The organism is Curtanaerobium respiraculi (assembly GCF_024609215.1).
GTDB classification, from domain to species: domain Bacteria; phylum Actinomycetota; class Coriobacteriia; order Coriobacteriales; family Eggerthellaceae; genus Curtanaerobium; species Curtanaerobium respiraculi.
Map to the genome: position 1 here is coordinate 173,257 of NZ_JANIPD030000012.1, position 22,416 is coordinate 195,672.

Below are 22,416 nucleotides of genomic sequence, written 5' to 3' on the forward strand. Positions count from 1 at the left end.
CAGAGCGGCGGCGCGCTGCCATGTAAGGAGCTATTTTGACCCAGCGAAACCCGATGAACGACCGCTATTCGCGCGAGGACCTTGGCCAGACGCGCAAGAGCGCTGCGAGTGCCAAGCCCGTGGCGAAGGCGCATGCGAGCGTGCGCGTCGAGGGCGAATCCAGCCTTCACGCCGACAAACCCAAGGGCTTCCTCGCGCGCACCGCCCAGCGTGCCGAGAAGAAGTCTGCGTCCAAGGCCGAGGCCGAGAAGAGGAGCGAGAAGCAGAACAGGCGCCAGCTCGAGGCCGAATACTACAATCCCGACACGCCCGAATACAAGAAGTGGCGCAAGCGCTGGTGGATCACCCTCGTGTCCGCGCTGGTGCTCACCACACTGTCGTTCGTCATCCAGATGAACCTCCCCGAAAGCATGGTCATCGTCAGCTACGTGATGCTGGGCGTGGGGTATGTGCTTCTGTTCGTCGCCATCTACATCGATATGCGCAAGGTGCGCACGATCCGCAGGGAATATACGAACAAGATGATCAATGCCAACACCAAGGCTGCCAAGCGGGAGCGCAGGAAGCTTGAGAAGGCCGCGCTCGAGCAGGAGGCGGCGAATGCCGAGAAGCTCGCGGAGGCCAGGGCGGAACGTGCCTCGAAGCGCGCGAGCATCCCCGTTTTGGGGAAGATGGCAAAGAAGCAGGCGGAAGTTGCGAAGGCTGCCGCTGCAGAGGCGGAGGCAGCCGCAGCCGAGGGCAAGATCAAATAGCGACAGACCTCAATCTGAGTGCACGCGGGCAGGCGTTTGAAGCGTCCGCCCCCGTTCTCTTTCTCGTTCGCTGTGACATTTTCGAACCGGTGCGGTGGATGGGGTTCCCAGGGGCGAGTCCAATCAGGCTATCATCGCAGGGGGGGGCTGCGCTGCCCGTTTGCCGCGCGGACCGGATTCCGCCTGCCCATCCGGATATCCTGGGATATTGCATGGGTTGAATTGCAAACTCACCCGAACACATTGGACTGTTGATGCGTTTTCGCAGGTATCCCTACAACGATAAAAGGCCTTGCGAATTGCGGGAGGTCCTCATCGGGGGATTCGATGAGGGCGGCAAGGTGTTCGGGTGAGTTCGAGAGTATGCTCCGCCCGCCCGTCCAAGCCGCGTTCGAACTCATCCGGACGAGTCATGCGATATCGGGACCATCTGCAAGTCGATATTGCATGCGCCCCCGGGAGGACGGTACGTGGCCGCTCCGCGTCCTTTTCGGATTCGGCGGGTATAATCGTGGGCGCACAACGACGGAAGGAAACACATGAAGCTTGTTTCGTGGAACGTGAACGGACTGAGGGCCGTTGCCAAGAAGGGGTTTTCGGAGGTTTTCGAAGACCTCGATGCCGATTTGTTCGCCCTGCAGGAGACGAAGCTGCAGGAGGGCCAGATCGACCTGGAATTCCCCGGTTATACCAGCTACTGGAGCTATGCTGATAGAAAGGGGTATTCGGGCACGGCGGTGTACGCCAAAAAGGAGCCCCTGCAGGTTCTGCACGGCATGGGCAAGCCCGGGCTCGATGCATCCGGCGAAGGCCGCGTGTGCGCGCTGGAGTATCCCGGGTTCTGGTTCGTGGACGTGTACACGCCGAACGCCAAGAACGGCCTTGCGCGGCTCGACGGCAGGATGGAGTGGGATGATGCCTTCCGCGGCTTCTGCAAGGGCCTGGAGGCGGGTGTGACGCCCGAGGGAGGTTCAGCCGCCACGCCCAAGCCGGTGATCATGTGCGGCGATTTCAACGTTGCCCATAACGAGATCGACTTGAAGAACCCGCAATCCAACCGCGGCAACGCCGGATTCTCCGACGAGGAGCGCGCTAAATTCACCCAGTTGCTCGACGCCGGCTTCGTCGATACGTTCCGCGACCTGAATCCGGGCGTCGAAGGGGCGTACTCCTGGTGGAGCTACCGGTTCCATGCGCGCGACACCAACGCGGGCTGGCGCATCGACTACTTCCTGGTCAGCGAGGCCCTGCGCGGGGGAGTGCGGCGTGCGAGCATCCGCAACGACATCTTCGGCAGCGACCACTGCCCGGTAACATTGGAACTCGACGTGTAGAGGCCTGGCATGAGCAACGATTTAGACGTATCCGGCACCCGGATGGATTTGGGGAAGATCGAGCAGGGCGTGCGCCTGATATTGGAGGGCGTGGGGGAGGACCCCGACCGCGAGGGCCTGCGCAAGACGCCGGAGCGCGTGGCGAAGATGTACGCCGAATGCTTCGCAGGGCTGTACGCAGACCCGGCAGAGTACTTCGAGACCACCTTCGACGAGGGCCATCAGGAGATGGTGCTTGTGCGGGACATCCCGTTCTACAGCATGTGCGAGCACCACCTCGCCCCGTTTTTCGGAAAGGCCCACGTGGCGTACATTCCTTCCGCGGACGGGAGGGTGTGCGGATTGTCGAAGCTCGCACGTCTGGTGGAGGCGTTCGCGAAACGCCCTCAAGTGCAGGAACGGCTTACGAGCCAGATCGCCGATACCTTGGTCGGCCAGCTTCACCCGCAAGGGGCCCTGGTCGTGCTGGAAGCGGAGCATCTGTGCATGAGCATGCGCGGCGTGAAGAAGCCGGGGAGCAAGACAACGACCAGCGCGGTGCGCGGCTCGTTCCGCAGCAACCAGGCGACGCGCGCCGAGGCGCTCTCCCTGATTTTCCGGTAAGATCTACCCGACGGCCCCTGTCGCCTCTGGATGAAAGGACATGCGATGCGTTGCGTAATCTCCGTGCTCGGGAAGGACCAGAGCGGCATTGTCGCCGCGGTATCCAATGTGCTGGCGGAATGCCGGGCGAACATCGACGATATCAGCCAGACCATCTTGGATGGGATCTTCAGCATGACCATGCTGGTCACGCTTGATGTCGACCATGCCGGATTCAACGAGGTCCAGGAAAGGCTTGCCGGGGTCGCGAAGGAGAAGAGCGTCCAAATCACGCTCCAGCGCCAGGACGTGTTCGATTACATGTACTCGATTTAGCGGGATTGCCCGCAGGGCGTGTGCGCAGGCGGCGGCGACAGGCCACTTGTGACGGCCAACCGGTGACGGCCAACCGTATTGTTTGTCACATGAAGCCATGTGACAAACAATACGGTTGGCCGTCACCGGTTGGCCGTCACACCAAGCGCATACATGCCTAGGGCGCGGGCTTGCTATCTGCGATAATGCTTATCTAATCAGCTGTGAACGGTAACACTCCGGTTGCTTATTTCTTCAACCCGCCCAGGATGCCGCGGAGCAGGCTGTTCGTGACCGTTCGGACGCCGCTGGTGGCCACGGAGCGGATCGAGCTTTCGAACGCCCGCTGGCGCTGCTCGGCCTTGCGTTCCTTTGCTCGCTCCTCGCGTTCCTCTGCCTTCTTCAGCTCGCGTTCGAGCCGCTCCTTCTCCTTGGCCTCAGCTTTCGCCGCGGCGGCTTCCGCCTTCGCCCGCTCCTTTGCGGCAAGCTCCTCCGCCTTCGCCTGCTCGGCGGCCTCCGCGTCGGCCTTCGCCTGTGCCGCCGACTGCTCTGCGCGGGCGATCAGCAGCTCGTGCGCGCTTTCCCGATCGACCGCATCACGGTATTTGGGATTCATCGAGCTGTTGTCCACGATGTAGCGTTTGTCGGATTCAGGCGCCGTCCCCATGCTGCAGGCGGGCGCGATAACCATCGCGCGCTGCACGATGGAGGGCTTGCCATCATCGTCGAGGAAGCTGATCAGCGCCTCGCCGGTACCCAGCTCGGTGATGGCATCCTCGGTTTTGAAGGCGGGATTGGCGCGGAAGCTCTCGGCCGCCGCCTTGATGGCTTTTTGCTCGGCAGGGGTGTAGGCGCACAGGGCGTGCTGCACGCGATTACCCAGTTGGGCGAGCACCGAATCGGGGATATCCGCGGGGTTCTGCGTGATGAAGTACACACCGACTCCCTTGCTGCGGATCAACTTGACGATTTGCTCCACCTTATCCAGCAGTGCCTTCGGGGCGTTGTCGAATAGAAGATGCGCCTCGTCGAAGAAGAAGCACATCTTCGGCTTTGCGAGGTCGCCCGCCTCCGGCAGCGTTTCGTACAGCTCGGAAAGCATCCACAGCAGGAAGGTCGAGTACAGCAAGGGCGATTGCGCCAGCTTGACGCAATCAAGGATGTTCACATACCCCTTGCCGTCGGAATCGCAGCAGAGCCAGTCCGCAATGGAGAGCGCCGGCTCGCCGAAGAAGGTGCTGCCGCCGGCGTCTTCCAACTGCAGCAGCGAACGCTGGATCGCCCCCACGCTCTGCTTGGCGATCTGGCCGTACGCGATGGTGAATTCATCGGCGTGCTCGCCGAGGTAACCGATCATCTGGCGGAGATCCTTCAGATCGAGTAGCAAAAGGCCCTGGTCATCCGCCACATGGAAGGCGATGTTCAGCACGCCCTCCTGCACGTCGGTCAGCCCGAGGAGGCGCGCCAGAAGCACCGGACCCATTTCAGAAACGGTCGTCCGCACCGGAGTGCCCTGCTCGCCGTAGACGTCCCAGAAACGCACGGGGCATGCGTGGAAATCGTAGTTCTCCACGCCGATCTTCGCCAGACGAGCTACGAGCTTCTCGCTGGCTTCCCCCGCGATCATCATGCCCGAGACGTCTCCTTTGATATCGGCCAAAAACGTCGGGATCCCGGCATCGCTCATGCTCTGCGCGATGGTTTTCAGCGTGACGGTCTTGCCGGTTCCGGTGGCGCCTGCAATCAGCCCATGGCGATTCGCCATGCTGGGGATCAGGGTGACGTCGGTATTGTCTCCCACGCTTTTGCCTATGACGAGCTTGCCATCAACGTACATTGCCTCACCTTTCATGAGCGGGTTTTCGTTGCCGTCCATCATACTCCGCCGCAGGCGTGCCGTGCGTCTCGATGGTCAGGTTGGGAAGAGGGAGGCGATAGATCTCGTTCGCCCCGGACGGCCGGACGGCTGGCCTCGGCAGGTTGAAAAAATTGAAGAAATTATCCAAATTGCAAATATTATCTTTGACAAAGAATAATAACAATTCTATAATGAAGACACTCATCCCAAGCTTTATTGCTTTCTCGTCTGGTGAAAGGCCCGCCCCGTGCGGGCCTTTCACTGTCTTAGCCCAGGTCGGAGAAGTTTTCAGCCTATCCTTTAGACCGCAAGGCGTTGAGGCGGGGCAAAGTCTTCAACTGTGCCCATGCCTGCTGTTTCAAGCCGGGGGTCTTCATCAGGCTCTCGAAATCCGCGAATGCGCGCACGGTACGGCCGCCGGCGCGGCAGGGTGCCATAAGCGGCAAGGTGGTTCGATAGGCGCGTTCAAGGCATTTCGCGGAGCCCGCATCCGCCGCGATCACGCACAGGGGGTCGAGCCCCTCGATGATCGCGAACAGGTCATCGGTGTCGAGGGGGGTGCTTGAAGCTCGCGCGACGAACGTCACGCCATTGTCTCCATAGCCCAACGCGGCTGCGGTTTTGTCCAGAGCCTCGCGCGCCTGTTCTGGAAAATCCGCTTCGCACAAGACGCAGAACAGCCCATCGCGCGATCCGCTGATGGAATCGGCGTATGCTGCCAGCACATATTCTCGTGCCGAGGCGTAAGAGGCTGTCGCTTGCGCATCCATGACGCGATTGTAGCCTTTTGATCGCCTTGTATTCCGCACGAGGTAGAATTTACCCCGCTTATGTGATTGGGGCGTGAGTTTCCTGTGCAACACTCCATGCCCGTTTTTCCATTATGGGAGAATGATCCACGTTTTACACCCCAATCGAGAAACAAGGTACGTATGAACGCTTCTACTATCGTTCGTGCCGCTAGCACGGTTGCACTTTCCGCCGTGTGCATGTTCGGCTTTGCCGCATGCTCATCCGATGACGCGTCCACTTCGATTGCTCAGGGCGCGGCGGCGACGGTCAATGGCACGGAGGTCTCTGAGCAGACGGTTACGGATTACATCGAGGCCTTCCGCTCCACCCAATCTCTGACCGACGAGGACTCCTGGGGTCAATGGATGGCCAAATACAGCCTCGACCCGACCAAGGTCCGTCAAGAGGTCATCGACTATTACGTGAACAAAGAGCTTGTGAAGCAGGCGGCGAAGGAGAAGAACGTCGAGGTTGCCGATAGCGATGTCGACGAGCAGGTCGCCAAGATGAAGGCGAACTATAGCAGCGACGACGCGTGGAAAGCCGCGCTGACCGCAGCAGGCACGACGGAGGATCTGTACCGCGATAGCGTGCAGTCCGCAATGCTCGAGAGCGCCCTCAAGCAGGCGGTTATCTCGAGTGAGAGCTCCGATCCCTCCGATGATGAGGTGCTCAGCTCCGCGCAAAGCTATCGAAATTCGTTCAATGGGGCGAAGCGCAGTTCCCATGTGCTGTTCAGCAGCAATGACGAGGCAAAAGCCCAGGAGGTGCTCGATCAGATCAACAGCGGGGCGATTTCCTTCGAGGATGCCGCCAAACAGTATTCCACCGATACCGGCTCCGCCGAAAAGGGCGGCGATGTTGGCTGGGATGTGCTGAACTCGTTCGTCACCCCGTACCGCACCGCGTTGCAGGGGCTTGATGCGGGACAGGTCAGCGGTCTCGTCACCAGCGATTACGGTATCCATATCATCAAATGCACCGAGGTTTACAACGCCCCCGATGAGATTACGAGCTTGGATCAGATTCCGAGCGATCTGGCCGATTACATCCGCATGCTGCTGAAGAACAGCAACGCCTCCACGGCATACCAATCCTGGTTCGCGGATTATAAGAACAATGCGAATGTGCAGACTGCCGATATGCCGGATGGCCTGCCCTACGCCATCGACATGAGCAAGTACGAGACGAGCGCTTCATCCGATAGCGCTGCCGCGTCGAGCAGCGCTACCGCGGAATCGTCCACGAGCGAATCCTCCGATTCGGGCGCTTCATCCGATAGCTCCTCGACGAGCTCCCAGACCGCTGCCAACTAACCCCGGGAACTCTCCGGAAACGACTTTTCGATCCGTGCCTGCGGATGCCGCGTTCTCAATCGGTGTGGCATCCCGGCGCGGTTCGTTCTTTCCGGCACGCGCGCATGGCCGGTGCGTGCGGGGGTGGGGCGGGGAAGTCCTCGCAGGAGCGTGCTCGAACGGGTTTCTCGTCATCTTTCGCCTCGGCGGGCATCCCCGTATCTTCAAGCAAAAGAGAGAGGGCATGGTTGGCCGGTCGGGGCGGCAGGTCGAAGGCATTTATGGCTTGCCCGATGCTGTGGCGGCGATGACTCGTGACGGTCGGAGCATCGCTTGAGGGACGACGAAGCAGACAAGTTGATCAGTGCTTCCCCAGATCGATTGGTTTGAGCTGCCGTCGAGCATACAGCGGGTATATCGGATCCTCACCGAGGCTTCGATGGGCTTCGGGCATTCCGCCGCCGCTTTCTTTCTGTTCGTTGTTGTTTGCGGCGGGTAAACCTGTTACCATTCCCGAATGCACTTCGCGGAGGGGTGGCAGAGCGGTTGAATGCGGCGGTCTCGAAAACCGTTTTACCTGCAACCCAGGTAACGGGGGTTCGAATCCCCCCTCCTCCGCCAGAACCGAACGCGCCCCCGACTTGGGGGCGTTTCCCATATCGGGGGCATTCCCCATGTTGGAGAAACCCGCAGGAGTTCGAGTCTCAAGGCCATGACCCCCCGCGCTATGCCAAGCGCCAGCGCATCGCATTTTTCGGCCGCCAATTCTTCTGCGAGCTGAATGGGCGGAAAAGGGGGTTCTTGCGCCAAAAAGCCGGTTGTCAGCTTTTCGACGGGCCGTCTTTTTCGCCCTTTGCTAGCAAGGCATCCATTTCCCCAGGTCGCAGGCCTATCCTGGCAGGCGGGCCTGGTTTTGCAGGTCGGTTGAAAGCTGACAACCGGCTTTTTGGCGCGATGGGACCGGATCCCGGGGTTCCAGGTCGGTGAGGAGCCGGCAATTGGATTGTTCGGCTCGTCCCACTTGGTTCGGTGTGGGATAGCGTGCTCCTCGCGGTTCGAATCCATGGGGATGGCCCCTGCAACGGGAAGCGCCCCCGGGCCGGGGGCGCGTTCGGTTCTGGCGGAGAGATGGGGATTCCCGCGCCGCTGCGCGACGCTCAACCCCTCCCTCGCAAGCTCGGTCGGGCAAAATGCTGCAAACGCTTATCAAGCGTTTGCTTGACGCATTTTCACCTCATCGGTTCGAATCCATGGGGATGGCCCCTGCAACGGGAAGCGCCCCCGGGCCGGGGGCGCGTTCGCTTCTGGCGGAGAGATGGGGATTCGAACCCCAGATACCCTTTTGGGGCATACACGATTTCCAATCGTGCTCCTTCGGCCAGCTCGGACATCTCTCCGCATATGCAATTGTGCGCTGCGTGCTGCAGCAGCTGCAGAGTATAGCGCATGGGGCGACGAGACCGCAAGGCCCGCATGCACCTCGATGTCTTCACAGATTTCCCGGTTGGTTGCAAATGTAACCCCCCACTGTTGCGTTTTGAAATTCAACCTACGCCACAGATTTCCCCCGCGAGGGGCGGTCGGGGAAAATCGCGATGCCGTCCAAACGCCTGCGCCAGCCGCGCGAGCTTCTCCGCCCTCAGCTGGATGCGCCCGCTTCAGCCCGGAATCCCATGCGTAGGGAACGGGCCCTGCCGTCGGACGGTCTGCGTAAGCGAGCCGCCATGGCCGAGGGGAGCCAGCGAGGCTATCCGAACATCCTTGGCGAACCCCCGGTTTTCCAACCGCAGTCGAACGCCCAGGTTCGTGGACGATCTTCAGCCAGGGTACCTGCGAGACGGGCAAGCGGGGAAAGAAGCGGGTGATGAGGGCCTCTCGCCTTGTGCGTCGAAGCGAGGGGAACAAACGGTATACTGAATCTGCACGTGAACTTATTCGCGGGGCGGGCGATCGCCCTCTGCGACTCAGCGAAGGGAGCTATCATGGCCGAATACGATCGCGTCGTAGAAGACGAAGTCAACGAAGTCCCCGAAATTCCCGAGGTGCTGCAGCATGTCCTGCTCGCCGCTCTCAACGAGGCGAAGGGGAAGCTTGAAGCGGGGGAGGATGTGGTCCCGTTCACCGCGCTGGCGATCAAGGACAGCCTCTTCATCGAAACGCATCCTGGCAACGAGACCGAGGAGTGCCTGGCATACGCACGCCATACCGTGCAAAATGCAACGGGCGCCGATTGCTACGCGCTCTGCTACGATGGCTATATCGACACCGACGCCGGCATGGTCGACGCAATCATCGCCGAAGGCGGCGTGCCGGGCGGTCTCGAGGGGTATGCTGTCGGTTACCTGTACGAAGTTGCTGAGGATGGGGATTCGGAAGAGCTTCCGCGGATCACGAGCGATCCGTTCTACGTGGGCCCCGCTCCCAACTTCATGATGCTCACACGCCTGCATGAGGAGAACGAGGTGGCGGATGCGGATGATGAGGCAGATGAGGAGCTCGCCTATCCCGAAGACGAGGGTGCCCCGCTCCCAGAATCTCCCGAGGATATCTAGACGAACCGTCAATGAATTCCGCCAGTCCGAGGACGGCATGCTGGCGCCGGAGCGGCTCGATCCCCGTTCGCGCATGCCTGTGCCCGCTCGGCTTTCGCCGCTTTGGCACTCAGCCTGCCGTCCCCGGCCAAGGCGGAATTCATCAGTGCTTCCCTAAGCGAGAGGGCTGAATCCGCCGCCTTCCGCCCGCAGGGGTGCGGCGCGCGAATGCCGGACGGGGTCGATCCGTTAGACCGCGCGCACTGCTCCGCAACGCTTGAGGTGCGCGAGTGGATGCGGGGAAAGAAGCCATCCGCACCGTTTCCGACTGAAGGTCGGGTGCGCGGTGCGGGCACGTTGACGAGAATCGTCCGCAGACGTCCGACCAGGTTCCGGTTTATTCAGCTCGACTGCGACGTTTCGCGGCGCATGCGCGATGATCCCGCGATACCCGCGAGGCGGCGCCGATGCGCTTGCGGGGATGTAGAGGGGATGTCGGCCCCGTATCCTGCAGTAAAGCGGTATGCCAGGCGATGTACGTGTTGTATGGAGCGGTGTGCGGGCGGTCTTGCCCCGTTTCGCCCCGTTTGATAGGATATCCGGGCTTTAATCCTGCTTCGGGCCTCTAGCTTTCATCACCCGAAGCCGTTTTCAGTCCAGAGGAGGTGAGCTGATGAAGGCTTATGAACTGCTGTATTTCGTCGCTCCGGCGATCGATGAAGAATCCCGCACCGCTGTCGCCACGCGTATCCAGAACGCCATCGCCGAAGGCGAGGGCGTGGTCGACGAGGTCGAAGAATGGGGCAAGCGCAAGCTGGCATTCGAGGCCAACGGTCTGACCGAGGGCGACTACACTCTCGTCAACTTCCATGCGGATCCTGCAAATATCGCTGAGCTGAACCGCGTCCTGCGCATCACGGACGCAGTCGAGCGCCACATGATCGTGTGCCGCACGGATCGTGATTAACGATTAGGTAGGGGGCGAGTGCTCGCCCAAGCGAAGTTAAGGAAGAGGCCATGAGCATCAACCGAGTTGTCATCAGCGGAAACCTCACGCGCGATCCCGAGCTGCGCAAGACCCAGAGCGGCATGGCCGTCATGGGCCTCGGCGTGGCGGTGAACGACAGGCGCCGCGACCCGAGCACGGGCAATTGGGAGGATTACCCCAACTTCATCGATTGCACGATGTTCGGCACGCGCGCCGAAGCGATCAGCCAGTACCTCCATAAGGGCGTCAAAGTCGCCATCGAGGGGAAGCTGCGCTACAGCCAGTGGGAGCGCGACGGCCAGAAGCGGAGTAAGATCGAAGTCATCATCGACGAGATCGAGTTCATGTCTTCCCGCAACGATGGCGGAAGCACCGGCGGCTACCAGGGCGGCGGCTCGTACAACAACGCCAACGCGTACGGTGCAAACGCCGGCTACAACTCCGGTTCGCAGAACTACAGCAACGGCGGCTACGGGGGCAATGCGGCCCCGCAACAGCCTGCTCCGCAGGCGAACCCCGCGGTAGATGCCTCGGTCTACGACGAAGATATCCCGTTCTAGGGATCGAAAGAGGTCACCAATGCCAGAATACGTAAAGCAGCCTCGTCGCAAGTATTGCCAATTCTGCAAGGAAGACACGCAGTACATCGACTACAAGGACACCCAGATGCTGCGCAAGTACGTCACCGATCGCGGGAAGATCAAGCCGCGCCGCGTGACGGGTTGCTGCGTCCAGCACCAGCGCGACGTTGCGAATGCCGTGAAGCGTGCGCGCGAGATGGCGCTCATGCCCTATGCCGTCCCGACGGTAAGCGGTCGTGGCGATCGCCGCAATCGCGGTTGATAGGAGGCTCGCATGAAAGTCATTTTGCTCCAAGAAGTGAAGGGGAAAGGTGTCGAGGGCGACGTCATCGATGTTGCCGGCGGTTTCGCCGACAACTACCTGCTCCCCAACAAGATCGCCGTGAAGGCTACAAAGGGCAACCTGAAGCAGCTCGAGCAGCGTCGCAAGAACATCGAAAAGCGCGAGACGGAGCGCATCGCCAACGCCGAGAAGCTGAAGGCGGCACTCGACGGCGCCACGGTGAAGGTGGAGGCGCGCGTCGGCGAGGAGGGAACCCTGTTCGGCTCCGTCACCAGCCAGATGATCGCCGATGCCGTTGCCAAGCAGCTCGGTGTCGAGATCGATCGGCGCCTCATCGACGCGAAGGGCGTCATCAAGACCGCGGGCGAGCACGAGGCCGTCATTTCGCTGCATCGCGATGTCAAGGCGAACCTGAAGCTGTTCGTCGGCTCCGAGGAGACGTTCGCCGCGGCAACCGCGGCCGAAGAGGCTCCCGAAGAGCAACATGAAGAGGCCCCCGAAGGACAGCCCGAAGAGGCTGCCGAAAAGACCGCCGAATAAGACGCATCGCTTTCTCGGAGAAGCCCTGCCGCACCAGCGTACGGCGGGGCTTTTTTGCGTTACCATGGTTCGACGAACAAGGAGGACCGATGCCCAGCGAAGAGAAAACGAAGCAAATTCCGCAAAATATCGAGGCCGAGCAGAGCGTGCTCGCGGCCTGCATGCTCAACAAGGACGCGATCGACGAGGTGCTCACCAAGCTTCAGCCCGATAATTTCTTCAGGCCGGCGCATCAGATCATCTTCCAGAGCATGAAGGACCTGCACAACCGCAGTATCCCCATCGACCAGATCTCGCTTGCGGAAAACCTCCGTGCGAACGGTCAGCTGGAAGCGGTGGGCGGCAAAGCCTATCTGGTCGATCTTGCGGACAACACCTTCGCGCTGACGAACTGGGTCAGCCATACCGACATCGTCAAGCGCACGAGTATATTGCGCGATTTGATTTACGCGAGCGCGCAGATCACGGCCATGGCCTACGACGCACCCGACGATTTGAACGAGGTGGTCGAGAGCGCGGAGAAGACCCTGTTCAAAGTGACCGAGCGGCGCGTGTCCTCCTCGTTCGAGAGGATCGAGAATCTCCTGGTTGACGCATTCGAGGAGATCACGAAGCTCTCCGAGCAGAAAAGCCATATGGCAGGCGTTCCCACCGGTTTCGTGGATGTCGACAACCTGTTCCACGGGTTCCGCGGCGGCGACCTGATCATCCTTGCCGCCCGACCCGGCGTGGGGAAAACCTCGTTCGCCCTGAATCTGGCGGTGAACGCCGCGAAGGCGGGATGCTCGACGACGTTTTTCAGCCTCGAGATGAGTTCCGGGCAGCTCGTGCAGCGCATCCTCTGCTCCGAGGCGCACATCGGCCTCGAGAAGGTGCGCGGCGGATTTCTCGGCGAGGGGGATTGGCAAGCGCTCGCCGACGCCATCTCGCGCCTCGCCAAATTGGAGCTCTACATCGATGATACGCCGTCCCTTTCGATTCTCGAGGCCCGCGCGAAAGCGCGCCGCGAATTGCGGAATGCCGAGAAGGGCCTTATCATCGTCGACTACCTGCAGCTCATGCAGCCTCCCCAGACGCGCAAAGATGGGAACCGCGCCGTGGAGGTGGGCGAGATCAGCCGCGGCCTGAAGGTTTTGGCGAAGGAGATGGACATGCCCGTCATCGCCCTGTCACAGCTTTCCCGCGCCATTGAGCAGCGCGGCAAGGCGAAGCGCCCTATGCTCTCCGACCTGCGCGAATCGGGATCAATCGAGCAGGATGCCGATATCGTCATGTTCATCGATCGCAGCATGGACGAGATGGAGGCGGAATCGGACGGGCGTCCGGACTACGGCACGGCGAACCTCATCGTCGCCAAGCACCGCAACGGCCCCACGCGCGATATCACGCTGTCATGGGCGCCCGAGAGCACGACGTTCGGCGATTTCATCGATGAATCGCGTTATCCGGGAGCCTATTAAATGGCGAAGAAGCACGTCACGTTCATCCATTCCGGCGACCTGCATCTGGGCGCTCCCTTCCGCGGCCTGCGCTCCCTTTCCGACGCCTGGGCGGACCGCCTGACCGAGGCGATTCCCGAGGCATTCGACCGCCTCATCGAGGCGGCGCTGACCCGGCAGGTCGATTTCGTGGTCTTGGCGGGCGACGTCTTCGATGCCAGCAGGCCCAGCTATCGCGACGTCATCCGTTTCGTGGACGGGATGAAGCGGTTGGGCGAGGCGGGCATCCCCGTGTACTACTGCACCGGGAACCACGACCCCTATACCAGCTGGAAGAGCGATTACGCCGCCCCGCCCGAGAACGTGCACATGTTCTCGGCGGAGGGCCCGAGCTTCTTCGCGCATACCAAGGACGGCAGGGCGCTGGTGCTGCTGGGGGGTCGCGGGTACTACAACCACGTTGTCCCTGCCGATGTGGACATCGCGAAGGGCATCACGCGGGCCGCCGCGGTGAAGGCTCTGGGGACGAGCGCTCCCTTCTCCGTCGGCGTGGTGCACACGGGCTTGAACCTCGATCCGACGAAGGCGCCCACCGATCCCGCACGCCTGCTCTCCAGCGGAATCGACTACTGGGCGTGCGGGCACATCCATCAGCCATGGCTCAACGATCCCCGCGACCCCCGCATCGGCTTCTCGGGGTGCATCCAGGGGCGCGATATCAAGGAGACGGGCGCACGCGGGTGCTTCGCGGTCACATTGCGCGAAAACGCATGCGCGCAGGTGGAGTTCGTCCCCCTGGCAAGCGTGGCGTGGCAAAAACTGCAGATCGACGTCTCCTCGTGCACGACGCTCGCCCAGGCGCACGATGCCATCACGCGAGCCCTCTTCGCGGCTAACGGCACCGCACAGTGCGAGGAGATGGTCGCGCGCGTTTTCCTGGCCGGCAAGACGCCGCTGCACCGCGTTTTGGTGCAGCCCGGCGTCCTGGAGGACCTGCGCCGCGAGGTCAACAACGGGTATCCGGTCTTCTTCGTCGATTCGATCGTCGATCGCACGTCGGCGGATATCAGCCGGTCCGCATTGAAGGAGGAGGGCCTGTTCGAGGCGACGTTGCTGCGCCGCAGCAAGGCCCTGGGGAAGGACAGGGATGCCACGGTGGCGCACCTGCAAGATGAGTTCCTCCAGCACAGCCTGCAGCTGCCCAGCACCTGCGTGAACCGTCTGGACCGGTTGGAGAAGGAGGCCGAGCAGCTTGCGCTCGACCTGCTCGATGGGAGCCGCTCATGAGCGAACGGCCTGCCCATTTCCTGAGGACCATACGGATCGAGCGGTTCGGCGCGATGGAGAACCGCACCGTCGGCCCGTTCGAACCAGGCATCAACGTGGTGTTCGGGCCGAACGAATCGGGCAAGACCACCACGGCGACGTTCATCGGCGGGGTGCTGTTCGGCTGGCCCGATGCCCGCGGCGCGCGCAACGACTACCGTCCGGTCGGGGCGGAGCGCGCCGGAACGCTGGTGTTCGCTCCCACCATCCCCGGGGAAGAGGAGGTTCGGTGCACGCGCGTGCGCAACGCCGAGGGGATCAAGCCAGACCCCGAACCGAGCCTGCTTTCCGATATCGACCGGGAGACGTTCCAAACCGTCTTCTCGCTCGATTCCGACGAGCTCAGGCGCATGGGGCGGACCACCGACGTGACCGCCCACCTGCTGACCGCCGGAAGCGGCACGCAGGTTTCGCCCGCCCAGGCTTCCTCCAAGGTAGACGACGCAATCGCCCGCGCGTTCTCGCGCAGCGCAAATGCCCCGAATTCGATCCCGAACCTGCAGAGGAGCCTTGCAAAGGCACGCGAGGATATGGCCGCGGCATCGGATAAGGCTGCGGAGCTTGAGCGCGAGGACCGCGAATTCTCCCAGCTGAAGGAGGCGAGGGAAAAGCTATCCGCCTCCATCGCCCGCCTGAACGGCCAAATCCGCGCAATCGCCGCGGAGCGCGAGCGGATCGCCCATGCGGGCGCGCAGCGGGAACGTGCACGCGAGGACCTGCGGAAGCTCGACGAGCAGCGCGCGGCGCTCGATGCCGACCGCGATGCCTTGGAGCAGCGGCGGACAGGTCGCTTCCCCCTCCTTGATCCCGTCGAGGAGCGCACGTTGCGCGAGGCGATCGAGGACGCCGCCGACGAGCATCGCCGCCTGGAGCACGCGCTTTCGCTGGCCGATCAGGACCTGCTTGCCTCCCAGGCCCTGCTCGACGCGGTGCGCGAGTCCGGCGCCGAACGGCTGACCCCGTCCCATAAGATGCGCAAGCGCACGGTGCAGTCTGTGCTCTCCGTCGTCCTTCCCCTGCTCTTCGCCGGCATGGGCGCATTCGTCTTCATGCACGGCCGCTCCATCGGGAGCCTTTCGGTGACGGCGTTGGGCGCGATGCTCGTCCTCTTCGCCGTGGCGATGGCGTGCGCCGCGCTGGTGATGCTCATACGGCCGAACAGCGTGGAAGAACGCGTGAGCAACCAGCTCGCCGATGCCGAATTGGTCGTCCAGAAAGACGCCAAGAAGAAAGAGGCATGCGAGGCAGCGCTGCGGGCGCATGCGGACAAGACGGCGCGATTTTTGGAGGACGAGGGGCTCGGCGATGCGCGAGGAAGCCTCCATCGCGCCCGTGCGCTCCTCGACGAGGCGGGGGATGCGCGCGCTGAGGCGACGGTGCTCGACCAGCGAGGCCAGGCGATATCGTCTCAGCGATCGCAACTCCTCCGGTCTATCGAGCGTGCGGAGGAGGAGAAGCGTGAGGCATTGGCCGCGCTGGGGGAATCGGGAGACGTGACAGCCGAGGAGCTCGACGAGCGGCTCGTCCGCCGCACCGAGCAGAGGGATGCTCAGATGCGGGCGAACGAGACGGCGAACCAACGCTACGGGGAGCTCGCCCAGATCCTGTCGAACGCACGCAAGGGGAAGGACTTCGACCTCATCAAACTCGAGCACTCCCAGCTGAAGAGCCGCTATGGGGATGCCCTTGAGGACTTGGCCCGCCTGCTGCTCGCCAAGCGGCTGCTCGAATCCTCCATCACGGCTTGGGAGGGGAAGAGCCAACCCGCCGTGTACCAGCGGGCGAGCGAGCTGTTCGCCGACATGACGGAAGGCGCATGGACGCAGATCCGCCTCACGGCGGCGGGTTCTCTGGTCGTGGTGGATGCCGAAGAGCGCACGCGTGGGCCCGAGCTTCTGTCCCTGGGCACGCTCCAGCAGCTTTACCTGGCGTTGCGCGTCGCGCTTCTGCTGACCGCGACCAATGTCGGCCGCGATGTCCCCGTGCTCTGCGACGATATCCTGGTGAACTTCGACAGCGGCAGGCGGGTCGGCGCCGCCCGGGCGCTCGCCGCTCTCGCGAAGCAACGCCAGGTCATACTGTTCACCTGCCACGAGGAAGTGGTTGACTTGATGCAAACCGCGGACCCCGCAGCCAACGTGGTTCGCCTGTAATATACTTGGGGGGTCTATCCGGCAAAGGAAAGGAAGCTCCGTATGCCCAGCACCGTGCTCGTCGGCGCCCAATGGGGCGATGAAGGCAAGGGCAAGATCACCGATCTTATCTCCCGTGATTTCGACTACGTCGTCCGCTACCAGGGTGGCAACAACGCCGGCCATACGGTCATCCATGGCGATAAGAAGCTCGCTTTGCACCTTATCCCCTCGGGCGTGATGTATCCCGACATCACGCCGGTTATCGGTAACGGGGTCGTGGTGGACCCCCACGTGCTGACCGACGAGATGGCTAAGCTAAAAGCCCAGGGCATCTCATGCGATAAGCTCGTGATCAGCTGCGATGCGCACATCATCATGCCCTACCACATCGACCTCGACGGCGCGGAGGAGAAGCGCCTGGGCAAGAACGAGATCGGCACGACGCGGCGCGGCATCGGCCCCTGTTACCAAGACAAGGCGGCGCGCACCGGCATCCGCATCCAGGACCTGCTCGACGAGCACATCTTCCGCCAGAAGCTGGAAACGGCGCTGTCCTTCAAGAACCCGCTGTTGGAGAAGATCTACGATCTGCCGCCCTATACGGTCGATCAGATCTGCGAAGAATACCTCCCTTATGCGGAGATCATCCGCCCCCATATGGCGGAGACCGCGCAGCTGCTGAACACCGCGTTGGCTCAAGGGAAGAATATCCTGTTCGAGGGTGCGCAGGCCACGCTGCTCGATATCGACCACGGCACCTACCCGTTCGTCACCAGCAGCAGCTGCTGCGCGGGCGGCGCATGCATCGGCACGGGCGTGGGCCCGAAGAAGATCGATCGCGTCATCGGAATCAGCAAGGCGTATATCACGCGCGTGGGCAGCGGTCCGTTCCCCACGGAGCTCTTCGATGAAACGGGCGAGAAGCTCTGCGAGATCGGCGGGGAGTTCGGCGTGACCACCGGGCGCCGCCGCCGCACGGGTTGGTTCGACGCCGTCATCGCGCGATACGCCGCCGACTGCAACAGCCTGACCGACATGGCGCTCACCAAGCTGGACGTGCTGGACTCGTTCGAGACCATCAAGGTGTGCGTCGGGTACGAATCCGGGGGCAAGGTCTACGACCATTTCCCCATGCAGCAAAGCGTCCTGTACCCCAAGCACGTCACGCCGGTCTACGAGGAGCTGCCGGGCTGGAATCAGGACATCACCGGGTGCCGCACGTTCGAGGAGCTGCCTGAAAACGCGCAGAGATACGTCGAGTACCTGGAGGAGAAGGTGGGCGTCCCCATGAGCATCATCGCCGTGGGCCCCGACCGCGACCAGACGATTTTCCGCGGCTGGGATTCTTAGCCCGGCGTTCTAGAGGATGTCGGCAATGCCGATGTGGCCCGACGGGCGGGCCTTTTGGCACTCGCCGGGATCGCCCCCCGTCGACTTCCCTGGGCGAACCAGGGAGCGACCGAATGAAGGAGTGTTTGATGAACATTGCAGTGCTGGGCTCGGGTGGGCGGGAGCATGCGCTGGCATGGTCTCTTGCCAAGTCGCCGAAGTGCGGGAGGCTCTATGCCATTCCCGGCAACGGCGGTACGGCGCAGGTTGCCGAAAACGTTGCCAACTTGGACATATGCAACGGTGAGGCCCTGTGCGGATTCGTGAGGTACCATGATATCGACCTGGTGGTAATCGGCCCCGAAGCCCCCTTGGTTGCCGGCGTCGCCGATGCGCTTCGCTCCGCGGGCGCGCTTGTGTTCGGACCGGGCGCCCAGGGCGCCCAGCTGGAGGGGAGCAAGACCTTCAGCAAGCGTTTCATGGAGCGGGTCGGCATCCCCACGGCGGAGTACGGCACCTTCGACAACGCCGAGGAGGCCAAGGCGTACGCGCGGCGCATGGGAGCCCCCGTGGTCGTGAAGGCAGACGGCTTGGCCGCCGGCAAGGGCGTGATCGTCGCCGATAATCTCGATGACGCCCTCGAGGCCATCGACGAATGCTTCAGCGGCCATTTCGGGGACGCGGGCAGCCGCGTGGTCGTGGAGGAGTGCCTGACCGGACCGGAATGTTCGCTGCTCGCTTTCGTGACCGCCGGAAAGGCGTTCTGCATGACCACCGCCCAGGACCACAAACGCGCCTACGACGGCGACTTGGGCCCCAACACGGGGGGTATGGGTGTGTACTCTCCGGTTCCCATCGTCGAGCCCGAGGAGCTTTCCGCCATGCAAAGGGCCATGCAGCAGGCGGCTGCCGCGACGGCCGAAGCGCCGTTCGAGCATGATTACCGCGGCGTCCTGTACGGCGGTTTCATGCTGACCCCGCAGGGTCCCAAGGTACTGGAATTCAACGCGCGCTTCGGCGATCCCGAAACGCAGGTCATCCTTCCGCGCCTGAAGTCCGATCTGGTGGACGTGATGGTGGCCGTTGCCGCCGGCAAGCCCGAAGACGTGCATCTGGAGTGGCGCGACGAGTGGGCTGTCGCCGTCGTGCTCGCCAGCGAAGGCTATCCAGGCCCCTATGAGAAAGGCAAGGTCATCCTCGGCATCGACGAGGCGGAGGCCGTCGATGACGTGATCGTCTTCCATGCCGGTACGGCGTTGAACCAAGACGAGGAGCTCGTGACCGCGGGAGGCCGCGTGTTGAATGTGGTGGCATTGGGCAAATCGTTCGAGGAGGCCCGCGGGCGCTGCTATGATGCGGTTGAGCGTATCAACTTCGAAGGAAAGCGATTCCGCACCGACATCGGTGCGAAAGCTGCTGCGGGACGAAGCAGCTGGGAATAGAACATCACCAATAAGCGGAATTTCGGCAATGCACGGGAGGGGAGCATTCCGAGATGCGGCAAGGGTGCGCCCTTGCCGCTGCGCTGTTCATCGGACGGGAGAACCGAGTACATGCTAAGTGAACGAATGCTGTCGCGCGCGGTGGGCGTGCTCATGGACTACGAGCTGCGGCTGAAGCCCTGCGAGGCGGCGAGGCTGCCAAAACCCCAGGCGGGGAAACGGTACATGCTGTACATGCACGTGCCGTTCTGCGAGCGCCTATGCCCGTACTGCAGCTTCAACCGCTACCCCTTCAGCGAGGATCGCGCGGTGCCCTATTACGAGAACCTCCGCCGCGAGATGCTCATGCTCGCGGAGCAGGGGTACGACTTCGACAGCCTCTACATCGGCGGCGGCACCCCCACGATCCTGATCGACGAGCTGTGCCGCACCATCGACCTCGCGCGCGAGACGTTTCCCTCGCTCAAAGAGGTCAGCAGCGAGACGAACCCGAACCACCTGATTCCGGAATACCTTGACGAGCTCGATGGGCGCGTGCAGCGCCTTTCCGTGGGCGTGCAGAGCTTCGACAACGGCTTGCTTGCGCAGATGGGCCGCCTGAAGAAATACGGCAGCGCCGAGGAAATCATTTCCCGCATCAAGCTCGCCGCCCCGTATTTCGAGAGCCTGAACGTGGACATGATCTTCAATTTCCCAGCTCAGACCAAAGACATGCTCATCAATGATCTCGCCGCGATCCTGGAATCCGGCACAACGCAGACGACCTTCTACCCGCTCATGGCGTCCCCCTCGGTGGAGCGCAGCTTGGCGGCGACCGTGGGCAAGGTGGATCATGCGCGCGAGGAGGAGTTCTACGACATTATCTGGCGCACGCTCACCGATGCAGGGTTCGAGATGAGCAGCGCATGGACGTTCGACCGCGGCGCCGGTGACATGATCGACGAGTATGTGGTGAACTACGAGGAGTATCCCGCCATCGGCAGCGGCGGCATCACGTATCTCGAGGGCAACCTGTACGTGAACACGTTCAGTGTCACGGAGTACAACGAGGTGATCCCCCAAGGTCGGATGAGCGTGAAGGATGTCACCCATTTCAGCAGGCACAACCTGATGCGCTACCGTCTGATGATGCAGCTGTTCGGCCTGCGGCTTGACAAGCGCGATTTCGAGCGCGACTTCGGCACGAGCATCGAGCGTGCGCTCCCCGTGGAACTCGCGTTCCTGCGCGCGGCGGGCGCCTTCGCCACCGACAACGCCGAGGAACTGACGCTGACTTCCAAAGGCAGGTACCTGTGCGTCGCCATGATGCGCCAGTTCTTCGTGGGCGTGAACAATCTTCGCGACCAGGCTCGTGCGAAGCTGGACGGCTATGAGAAGAAGCTCATCTTCGACGGCATCGACGATGGATGTGAGATGGCCCCGGAAATCAAGCCCGGTTTCCGTCCTATGTAGCCGTTCGTAGAATCGTTATCCACAAACCCTTCACAGATGGTAATCTACCGCAATCTTGTAAACAAGAGAGAAAGGAGCTGGTATGGATGTAGCTGATTTGGCGCGGTTGCAATTCGCATTCACCGCCGCATACCATTTCATGTTCGTGCCGCTATCCGTCGGCGTTGGACTGATCATGGCAATCTTCCAAACCAAGGCCTATCGGGAGAACACTCCCCAGAACGTTGCCGCGGCAACGTTCTGGGCTCGGTTCTTCACGGTCACATTCGCGGTCGGCGTGGCGACTGGGATCACCATGGAATTCAGCTTCGGCACCAACTGGGCCGATTACAGCCGTTTCGTGGGCGATATCTTCGGAGCCCCGCTCGCCGCGGAGGCGCTGTTCGCCTTCTTCCTGGAGAGCACGTTCCTGGGCGTGGTCATCTTCGGGCGCAACCGGGTGAGCAAGAAGTTCTACCTGGCCAGCGCATGGCTGGTATGGGCCGGCAGCTGCCTTTCCGCGCTGTGGATCATCATCGCCAACAGCTGGATGCAGACTCCGGCGGGCTACACGATTTCCGCTGACGGGACGCGTGCCCTCATGACCGATTTCTTCCAGGCCGCCTTCAATCCCAGCACGCTGGCGCGCTATTTCCACACGGTGATCGCGCTCGTGATCATGGGCGCCCTCGTGGCGGTCGCCATCGGCGCCTACCATGCTCGCCACGGCAAGGCCGAATTCGGCCACAAGTCCATTGCGGTGGGCACCATCGTCGCCATTGCGGCGTGCGTCGCCATGCTGCCCGCCATGCACCAGCAGGCGGTCGTCACCTCCGTGCAACAACCCGAGAAGCTCGCCGCCATGGAGGCGCAATACGAGGACGGCCCCGCCGACATGTGGATCCTCGGGTGGGTCGACGAGCAGAACGAAAGCGTCATCGGCATCGCCGTGCCCATCGACGGCATGACGAGCATCCTCATCGCCAACGACCCCGCCTACGAGACCATGGGCCTGCATTCGGTGAAGGCCGAATACGGCGAGACCGCCCCCGTGCAGGTCGTGTTCCAGGCGTACCATCTGATGGTCGCCGGTTTCGGCGGCATCGCGCTGTGGGTGCTTCTGGGCCTGATCGCCATGGTGAAGCACAAGAAGGGCAAGGAAGTCGGCAACGGCCTTCTCAAGGCGCTGTACTTCGGCCCCATCTTCCCGTTCCTCTGCATCGAGAGCGGCTGGTTCGTGGCGGAGATCGGCCGTCAGCCTTGGATCGTATGGGAGCTGCTGCGCACCGACGCCGCCTATAGCCAGTCTGTCGATCCCGTGCAGCTGACCATCACGCTGGTGCTCTTCGCCGCCATCTACCTGTTCATCCTCATCATGTACATCCGCATCGCGCTGCGCGTCATCAAGGAAAGCCCCAAAGACGAATTGCCTGCGGCATCTGCAGAAGGGCAGGTGATGTAGC

General features: G+C 62.2%; 19 protein-coding genes and 2 tRNA genes. 18 read left to right on the forward strand and 3 right to left on the reverse strand.

The genetic code is table 11. The annotated features are described in order from the left end of the window. The first annotated feature begins 35 nt into the window (after positions 1-35). The 4 genes from NOV21_RS05220 to NOV21_RS05235 all read left to right on the forward strand — a co-directional run bounded on the left by NOV21_RS05220 (position 36) and on the right by NOV21_RS05235 (position 3,004). A complete protein-coding gene (locus NOV21_RS05220) occupies positions 36-752 on the forward strand; it encodes a hypothetical protein (RefSeq protein ID WP_283170142.1) in 717 nt (238 codons plus the stop codon). Between the two features lie 539 nt (positions 753-1,291). After that, positions 1,292-2,086, forward strand: coding sequence for an exodeoxyribonuclease III (locus NOV21_RS05225; protein WP_283170143.1), 795 nt, complete (start codon positions 1,292-1,294; stop codon positions 2,084-2,086). 42 nt (positions 2,087-2,128) lie between these two features. Further along, positions 2,129-2,689: a GTP cyclohydrolase I FolE gene (gene folE, locus NOV21_RS05230; RefSeq protein ID WP_283170254.1), complete on the forward strand. Its 561-nt coding sequence runs from the start codon at positions 2,129-2,131 to the stop codon at positions 2,687-2,689. A gap of 45 nt (positions 2,690-2,734) precedes the next feature. Then, positions 2,735-3,004, forward strand: coding sequence for an ACT domain-containing protein (locus NOV21_RS05235; protein ID WP_283170144.1), 270 nt, complete (start codon positions 2,735-2,737; stop codon positions 3,002-3,004). 226 nt (positions 3,005-3,230) lie between these two features. On the opposite strand, the gene NOV21_RS05240 is transcribed toward NOV21_RS05235, so the two are convergent. Beyond that, positions 3,231-4,820, reverse strand: a complete 1,590-nt coding sequence (locus NOV21_RS05240) for a helicase HerA-like domain-containing protein (RefSeq protein WP_283171775.1) — start codon at positions 4,818-4,820, stop codon at positions 3,231-3,233. Between the two features lie 314 nt (positions 4,821-5,134). Next, positions 5,135-5,611, reverse strand: coding sequence for a hypothetical protein (locus tag NOV21_RS05245; RefSeq protein ID WP_283170146.1), 477 nt, complete (start codon positions 5,609-5,611; stop codon positions 5,135-5,137). A 162-nt stretch (positions 5,612-5,773) separates the two neighbouring features. Here NOV21_RS05245 and NOV21_RS05250 point away from each other — a divergent pair, with 162 nt between their 5' ends. Continuing rightward, on the forward strand, positions 5,774-6,949 hold the full coding sequence (locus NOV21_RS05250) for a peptidylprolyl isomerase (protein WP_283170147.1): 1,176 nt from the start codon (positions 5,774-5,776) through the stop codon (positions 6,947-6,949). A gap of 507 nt (positions 6,950-7,456) precedes the next feature. Beyond that, positions 7,457-7,549, forward strand: a tRNA-Ser gene (locus tag NOV21_RS05255). A 684-nt stretch (positions 7,550-8,233) separates the two neighbouring features. On the opposite strand, the gene NOV21_RS05260 is transcribed toward NOV21_RS05255, so the two are convergent. Next, positions 8,234-8,325: transfer RNA gene (locus NOV21_RS05260), tRNA-Ser, on the reverse strand. A 585-nt stretch (positions 8,326-8,910) separates the two neighbouring features. Between NOV21_RS05260 and NOV21_RS05265 the strand changes: the two genes are divergently transcribed. The 12 genes from NOV21_RS05265 (at position 8,911) to NOV21_RS05320 (ending at position 22,415) form a co-directional block, all read left to right on the forward strand. Further along, positions 8,911-9,480 carry a hypothetical protein gene (locus NOV21_RS05265; protein WP_283170148.1) on the forward strand — a complete coding sequence of 190 codons (570 nt, stop codon included), beginning with the start codon at positions 8,911-8,913 and terminating at the stop codon, positions 9,478-9,480. 652 nt (positions 9,481-10,132) lie between these two features. Further along, positions 10,133-10,426 (forward strand): 30S ribosomal protein S6, encoded by a 294-nt coding sequence (gene rpsF / locus NOV21_RS05270; RefSeq protein ID WP_283170149.1) that lies wholly within the window; start codon positions 10,133-10,135, stop codon positions 10,424-10,426. A gap of 50 nt (positions 10,427-10,476) precedes the next feature. Then, complete coding sequence (locus NOV21_RS05275; RefSeq protein WP_283170150.1) at positions 10,477-11,007, forward strand: single-stranded DNA-binding protein; 531 nt, start codon at positions 10,477-10,479, stop codon at positions 11,005-11,007. A 19-nt stretch (positions 11,008-11,026) separates the two neighbouring features. Continuing rightward, positions 11,027-11,290, forward strand: a complete 264-nt coding sequence (gene rpsR, locus NOV21_RS05280; protein ID WP_283170151.1) for a 30S ribosomal protein S18 — start codon at positions 11,027-11,029, stop codon at positions 11,288-11,290. A gap of 12 nt (positions 11,291-11,302) precedes the next feature. Beyond that, the gene (gene rplI, locus NOV21_RS05285) at positions 11,303-11,851 is read left to right on the forward strand and encodes a 50S ribosomal protein L9 (protein WP_283170152.1); all 549 of its coding nucleotides are present in this window, start codon (positions 11,303-11,305) and stop codon (positions 11,849-11,851) included. Between the two features lie 89 nt (positions 11,852-11,940). Next, entirely contained in the window at positions 11,941-13,311 is a 1,371-nt protein-coding gene (gene dnaB, locus NOV21_RS05290; protein ID WP_283170153.1) for a replicative DNA helicase, read from the forward strand. Then, on the forward strand, positions 13,312-14,577 hold the full coding sequence (locus tag NOV21_RS05295) for a metallophosphoesterase family protein (RefSeq protein WP_283170154.1): 1,266 nt from the start codon (positions 13,312-13,314) through the stop codon (positions 14,575-14,577). Beyond that, a complete protein-coding gene (locus NOV21_RS05300) occupies positions 14,574-16,769 on the forward strand; it encodes an ATP-binding protein (RefSeq protein ID WP_283170155.1) in 2,196 nt (731 codons plus the stop codon). The genes NOV21_RS05295 and NOV21_RS05300 overlap by 4 nt, the downstream gene beginning before the upstream one ends. Before the next feature lie 42 nt (positions 16,770-16,811). Further along, positions 16,812-18,101 carry an adenylosuccinate synthase gene (locus NOV21_RS05305; RefSeq protein ID WP_283170156.1) on the forward strand — a complete coding sequence of 430 codons (1,290 nt, stop codon included), beginning with the start codon at positions 16,812-16,814 and terminating at the stop codon, positions 18,099-18,101. A gap of 128 nt (positions 18,102-18,229) precedes the next feature. Then, positions 18,230-19,522 carry a phosphoribosylamine--glycine ligase gene (gene purD, locus NOV21_RS05310; RefSeq protein WP_283170157.1) on the forward strand — a complete coding sequence of 431 codons (1,293 nt, stop codon included), beginning with the start codon at positions 18,230-18,232 and terminating at the stop codon, positions 19,520-19,522. A 111-nt stretch (positions 19,523-19,633) separates the two neighbouring features. Next, on the forward strand, positions 19,634-20,974 hold the full coding sequence (locus NOV21_RS05315; protein WP_283170158.1) for a coproporphyrinogen III oxidase family protein: 1,341 nt from the start codon (positions 19,634-19,636) through the stop codon (positions 20,972-20,974). Between the two features lie 82 nt (positions 20,975-21,056). Further along, positions 21,057-22,415 carry a cytochrome ubiquinol oxidase subunit I gene (locus NOV21_RS05320; RefSeq protein WP_283170159.1) on the forward strand — a complete coding sequence of 453 codons (1,359 nt, stop codon included), beginning with the start codon at positions 21,057-21,059 and terminating at the stop codon, positions 22,413-22,415. Position 22,416: the final 1 nt, after the last annotated feature.

Coding starts and splice junctions, on each gene's coding strand:
- NOV21_RS05240 (WP_283171775.1), bottom strand. CDS start 4,820: ATGTACGTTGATGGCAAGCTCGTCATAGGCAAAAGCGTGGGAGACAAT.
- purD (WP_283170157.1), top strand. CDS start 18,230: ATGAACATTGCAGTGCTGGGCTCGGGTGGGCGGGAGCATGCGCTGGCA.
- rpsR (WP_283170151.1), top strand. CDS start 11,027: ATGCCAGAATACGTAAAGCAGCCTCGTCGCAAGTATTGCCAATTCTGC.
- rplI (WP_283170152.1), top strand. CDS start 11,303: ATGAAAGTCATTTTGCTCCAAGAAGTGAAGGGGAAAGGTGTCGAGGGC.
- NOV21_RS05320 (WP_283170159.1), top strand. CDS start 21,057: ATGGATGTAGCTGATTTGGCGCGGTTGCAATTCGCATTCACCGCCGCA.
- NOV21_RS05265 (WP_283170148.1), top strand. CDS start 8,911: ATGGCCGAATACGATCGCGTCGTAGAAGACGAAGTCAACGAAGTCCCC.
- NOV21_RS05235 (WP_283170144.1), top strand. CDS start 2,735: ATGCGTTGCGTAATCTCCGTGCTCGGGAAGGACCAGAGCGGCATTGTC.
- NOV21_RS05315 (WP_283170158.1), top strand. CDS start 19,634: ATGCTAAGTGAACGAATGCTGTCGCGCGCGGTGGGCGTGCTCATGGAC.
- NOV21_RS05295 (WP_283170154.1), top strand. CDS start 13,312: ATGGCGAAGAAGCACGTCACGTTCATCCATTCCGGCGACCTGCATCTG.
- NOV21_RS05305 (WP_283170156.1), top strand. CDS start 16,812: ATGCCCAGCACCGTGCTCGTCGGCGCCCAATGGGGCGATGAAGGCAAG.
- NOV21_RS05250 (WP_283170147.1), top strand. CDS start 5,774: ATGAACGCTTCTACTATCGTTCGTGCCGCTAGCACGGTTGCACTTTCC.
- NOV21_RS05225 (WP_283170143.1), top strand. CDS start 1,292: ATGAAGCTTGTTTCGTGGAACGTGAACGGACTGAGGGCCGTTGCCAAG.
- NOV21_RS05275 (WP_283170150.1), top strand. CDS start 10,477: ATGAGCATCAACCGAGTTGTCATCAGCGGAAACCTCACGCGCGATCCC.
- NOV21_RS05245 (WP_283170146.1), bottom strand. CDS start 5,611: ATGGATGCGCAAGCGACAGCCTCTTACGCCTCGGCACGAGAATATGTG.
- NOV21_RS05300 (WP_283170155.1), top strand. CDS start 14,574: ATGAGCGAACGGCCTGCCCATTTCCTGAGGACCATACGGATCGAGCGG.
- dnaB (WP_283170153.1), top strand. CDS start 11,941: ATGCCCAGCGAAGAGAAAACGAAGCAAATTCCGCAAAATATCGAGGCC.
- folE (WP_283170254.1), top strand. CDS start 2,129: ATGGATTTGGGGAAGATCGAGCAGGGCGTGCGCCTGATATTGGAGGGC.
- rpsF (WP_283170149.1), top strand. CDS start 10,133: ATGAAGGCTTATGAACTGCTGTATTTCGTCGCTCCGGCGATCGATGAA.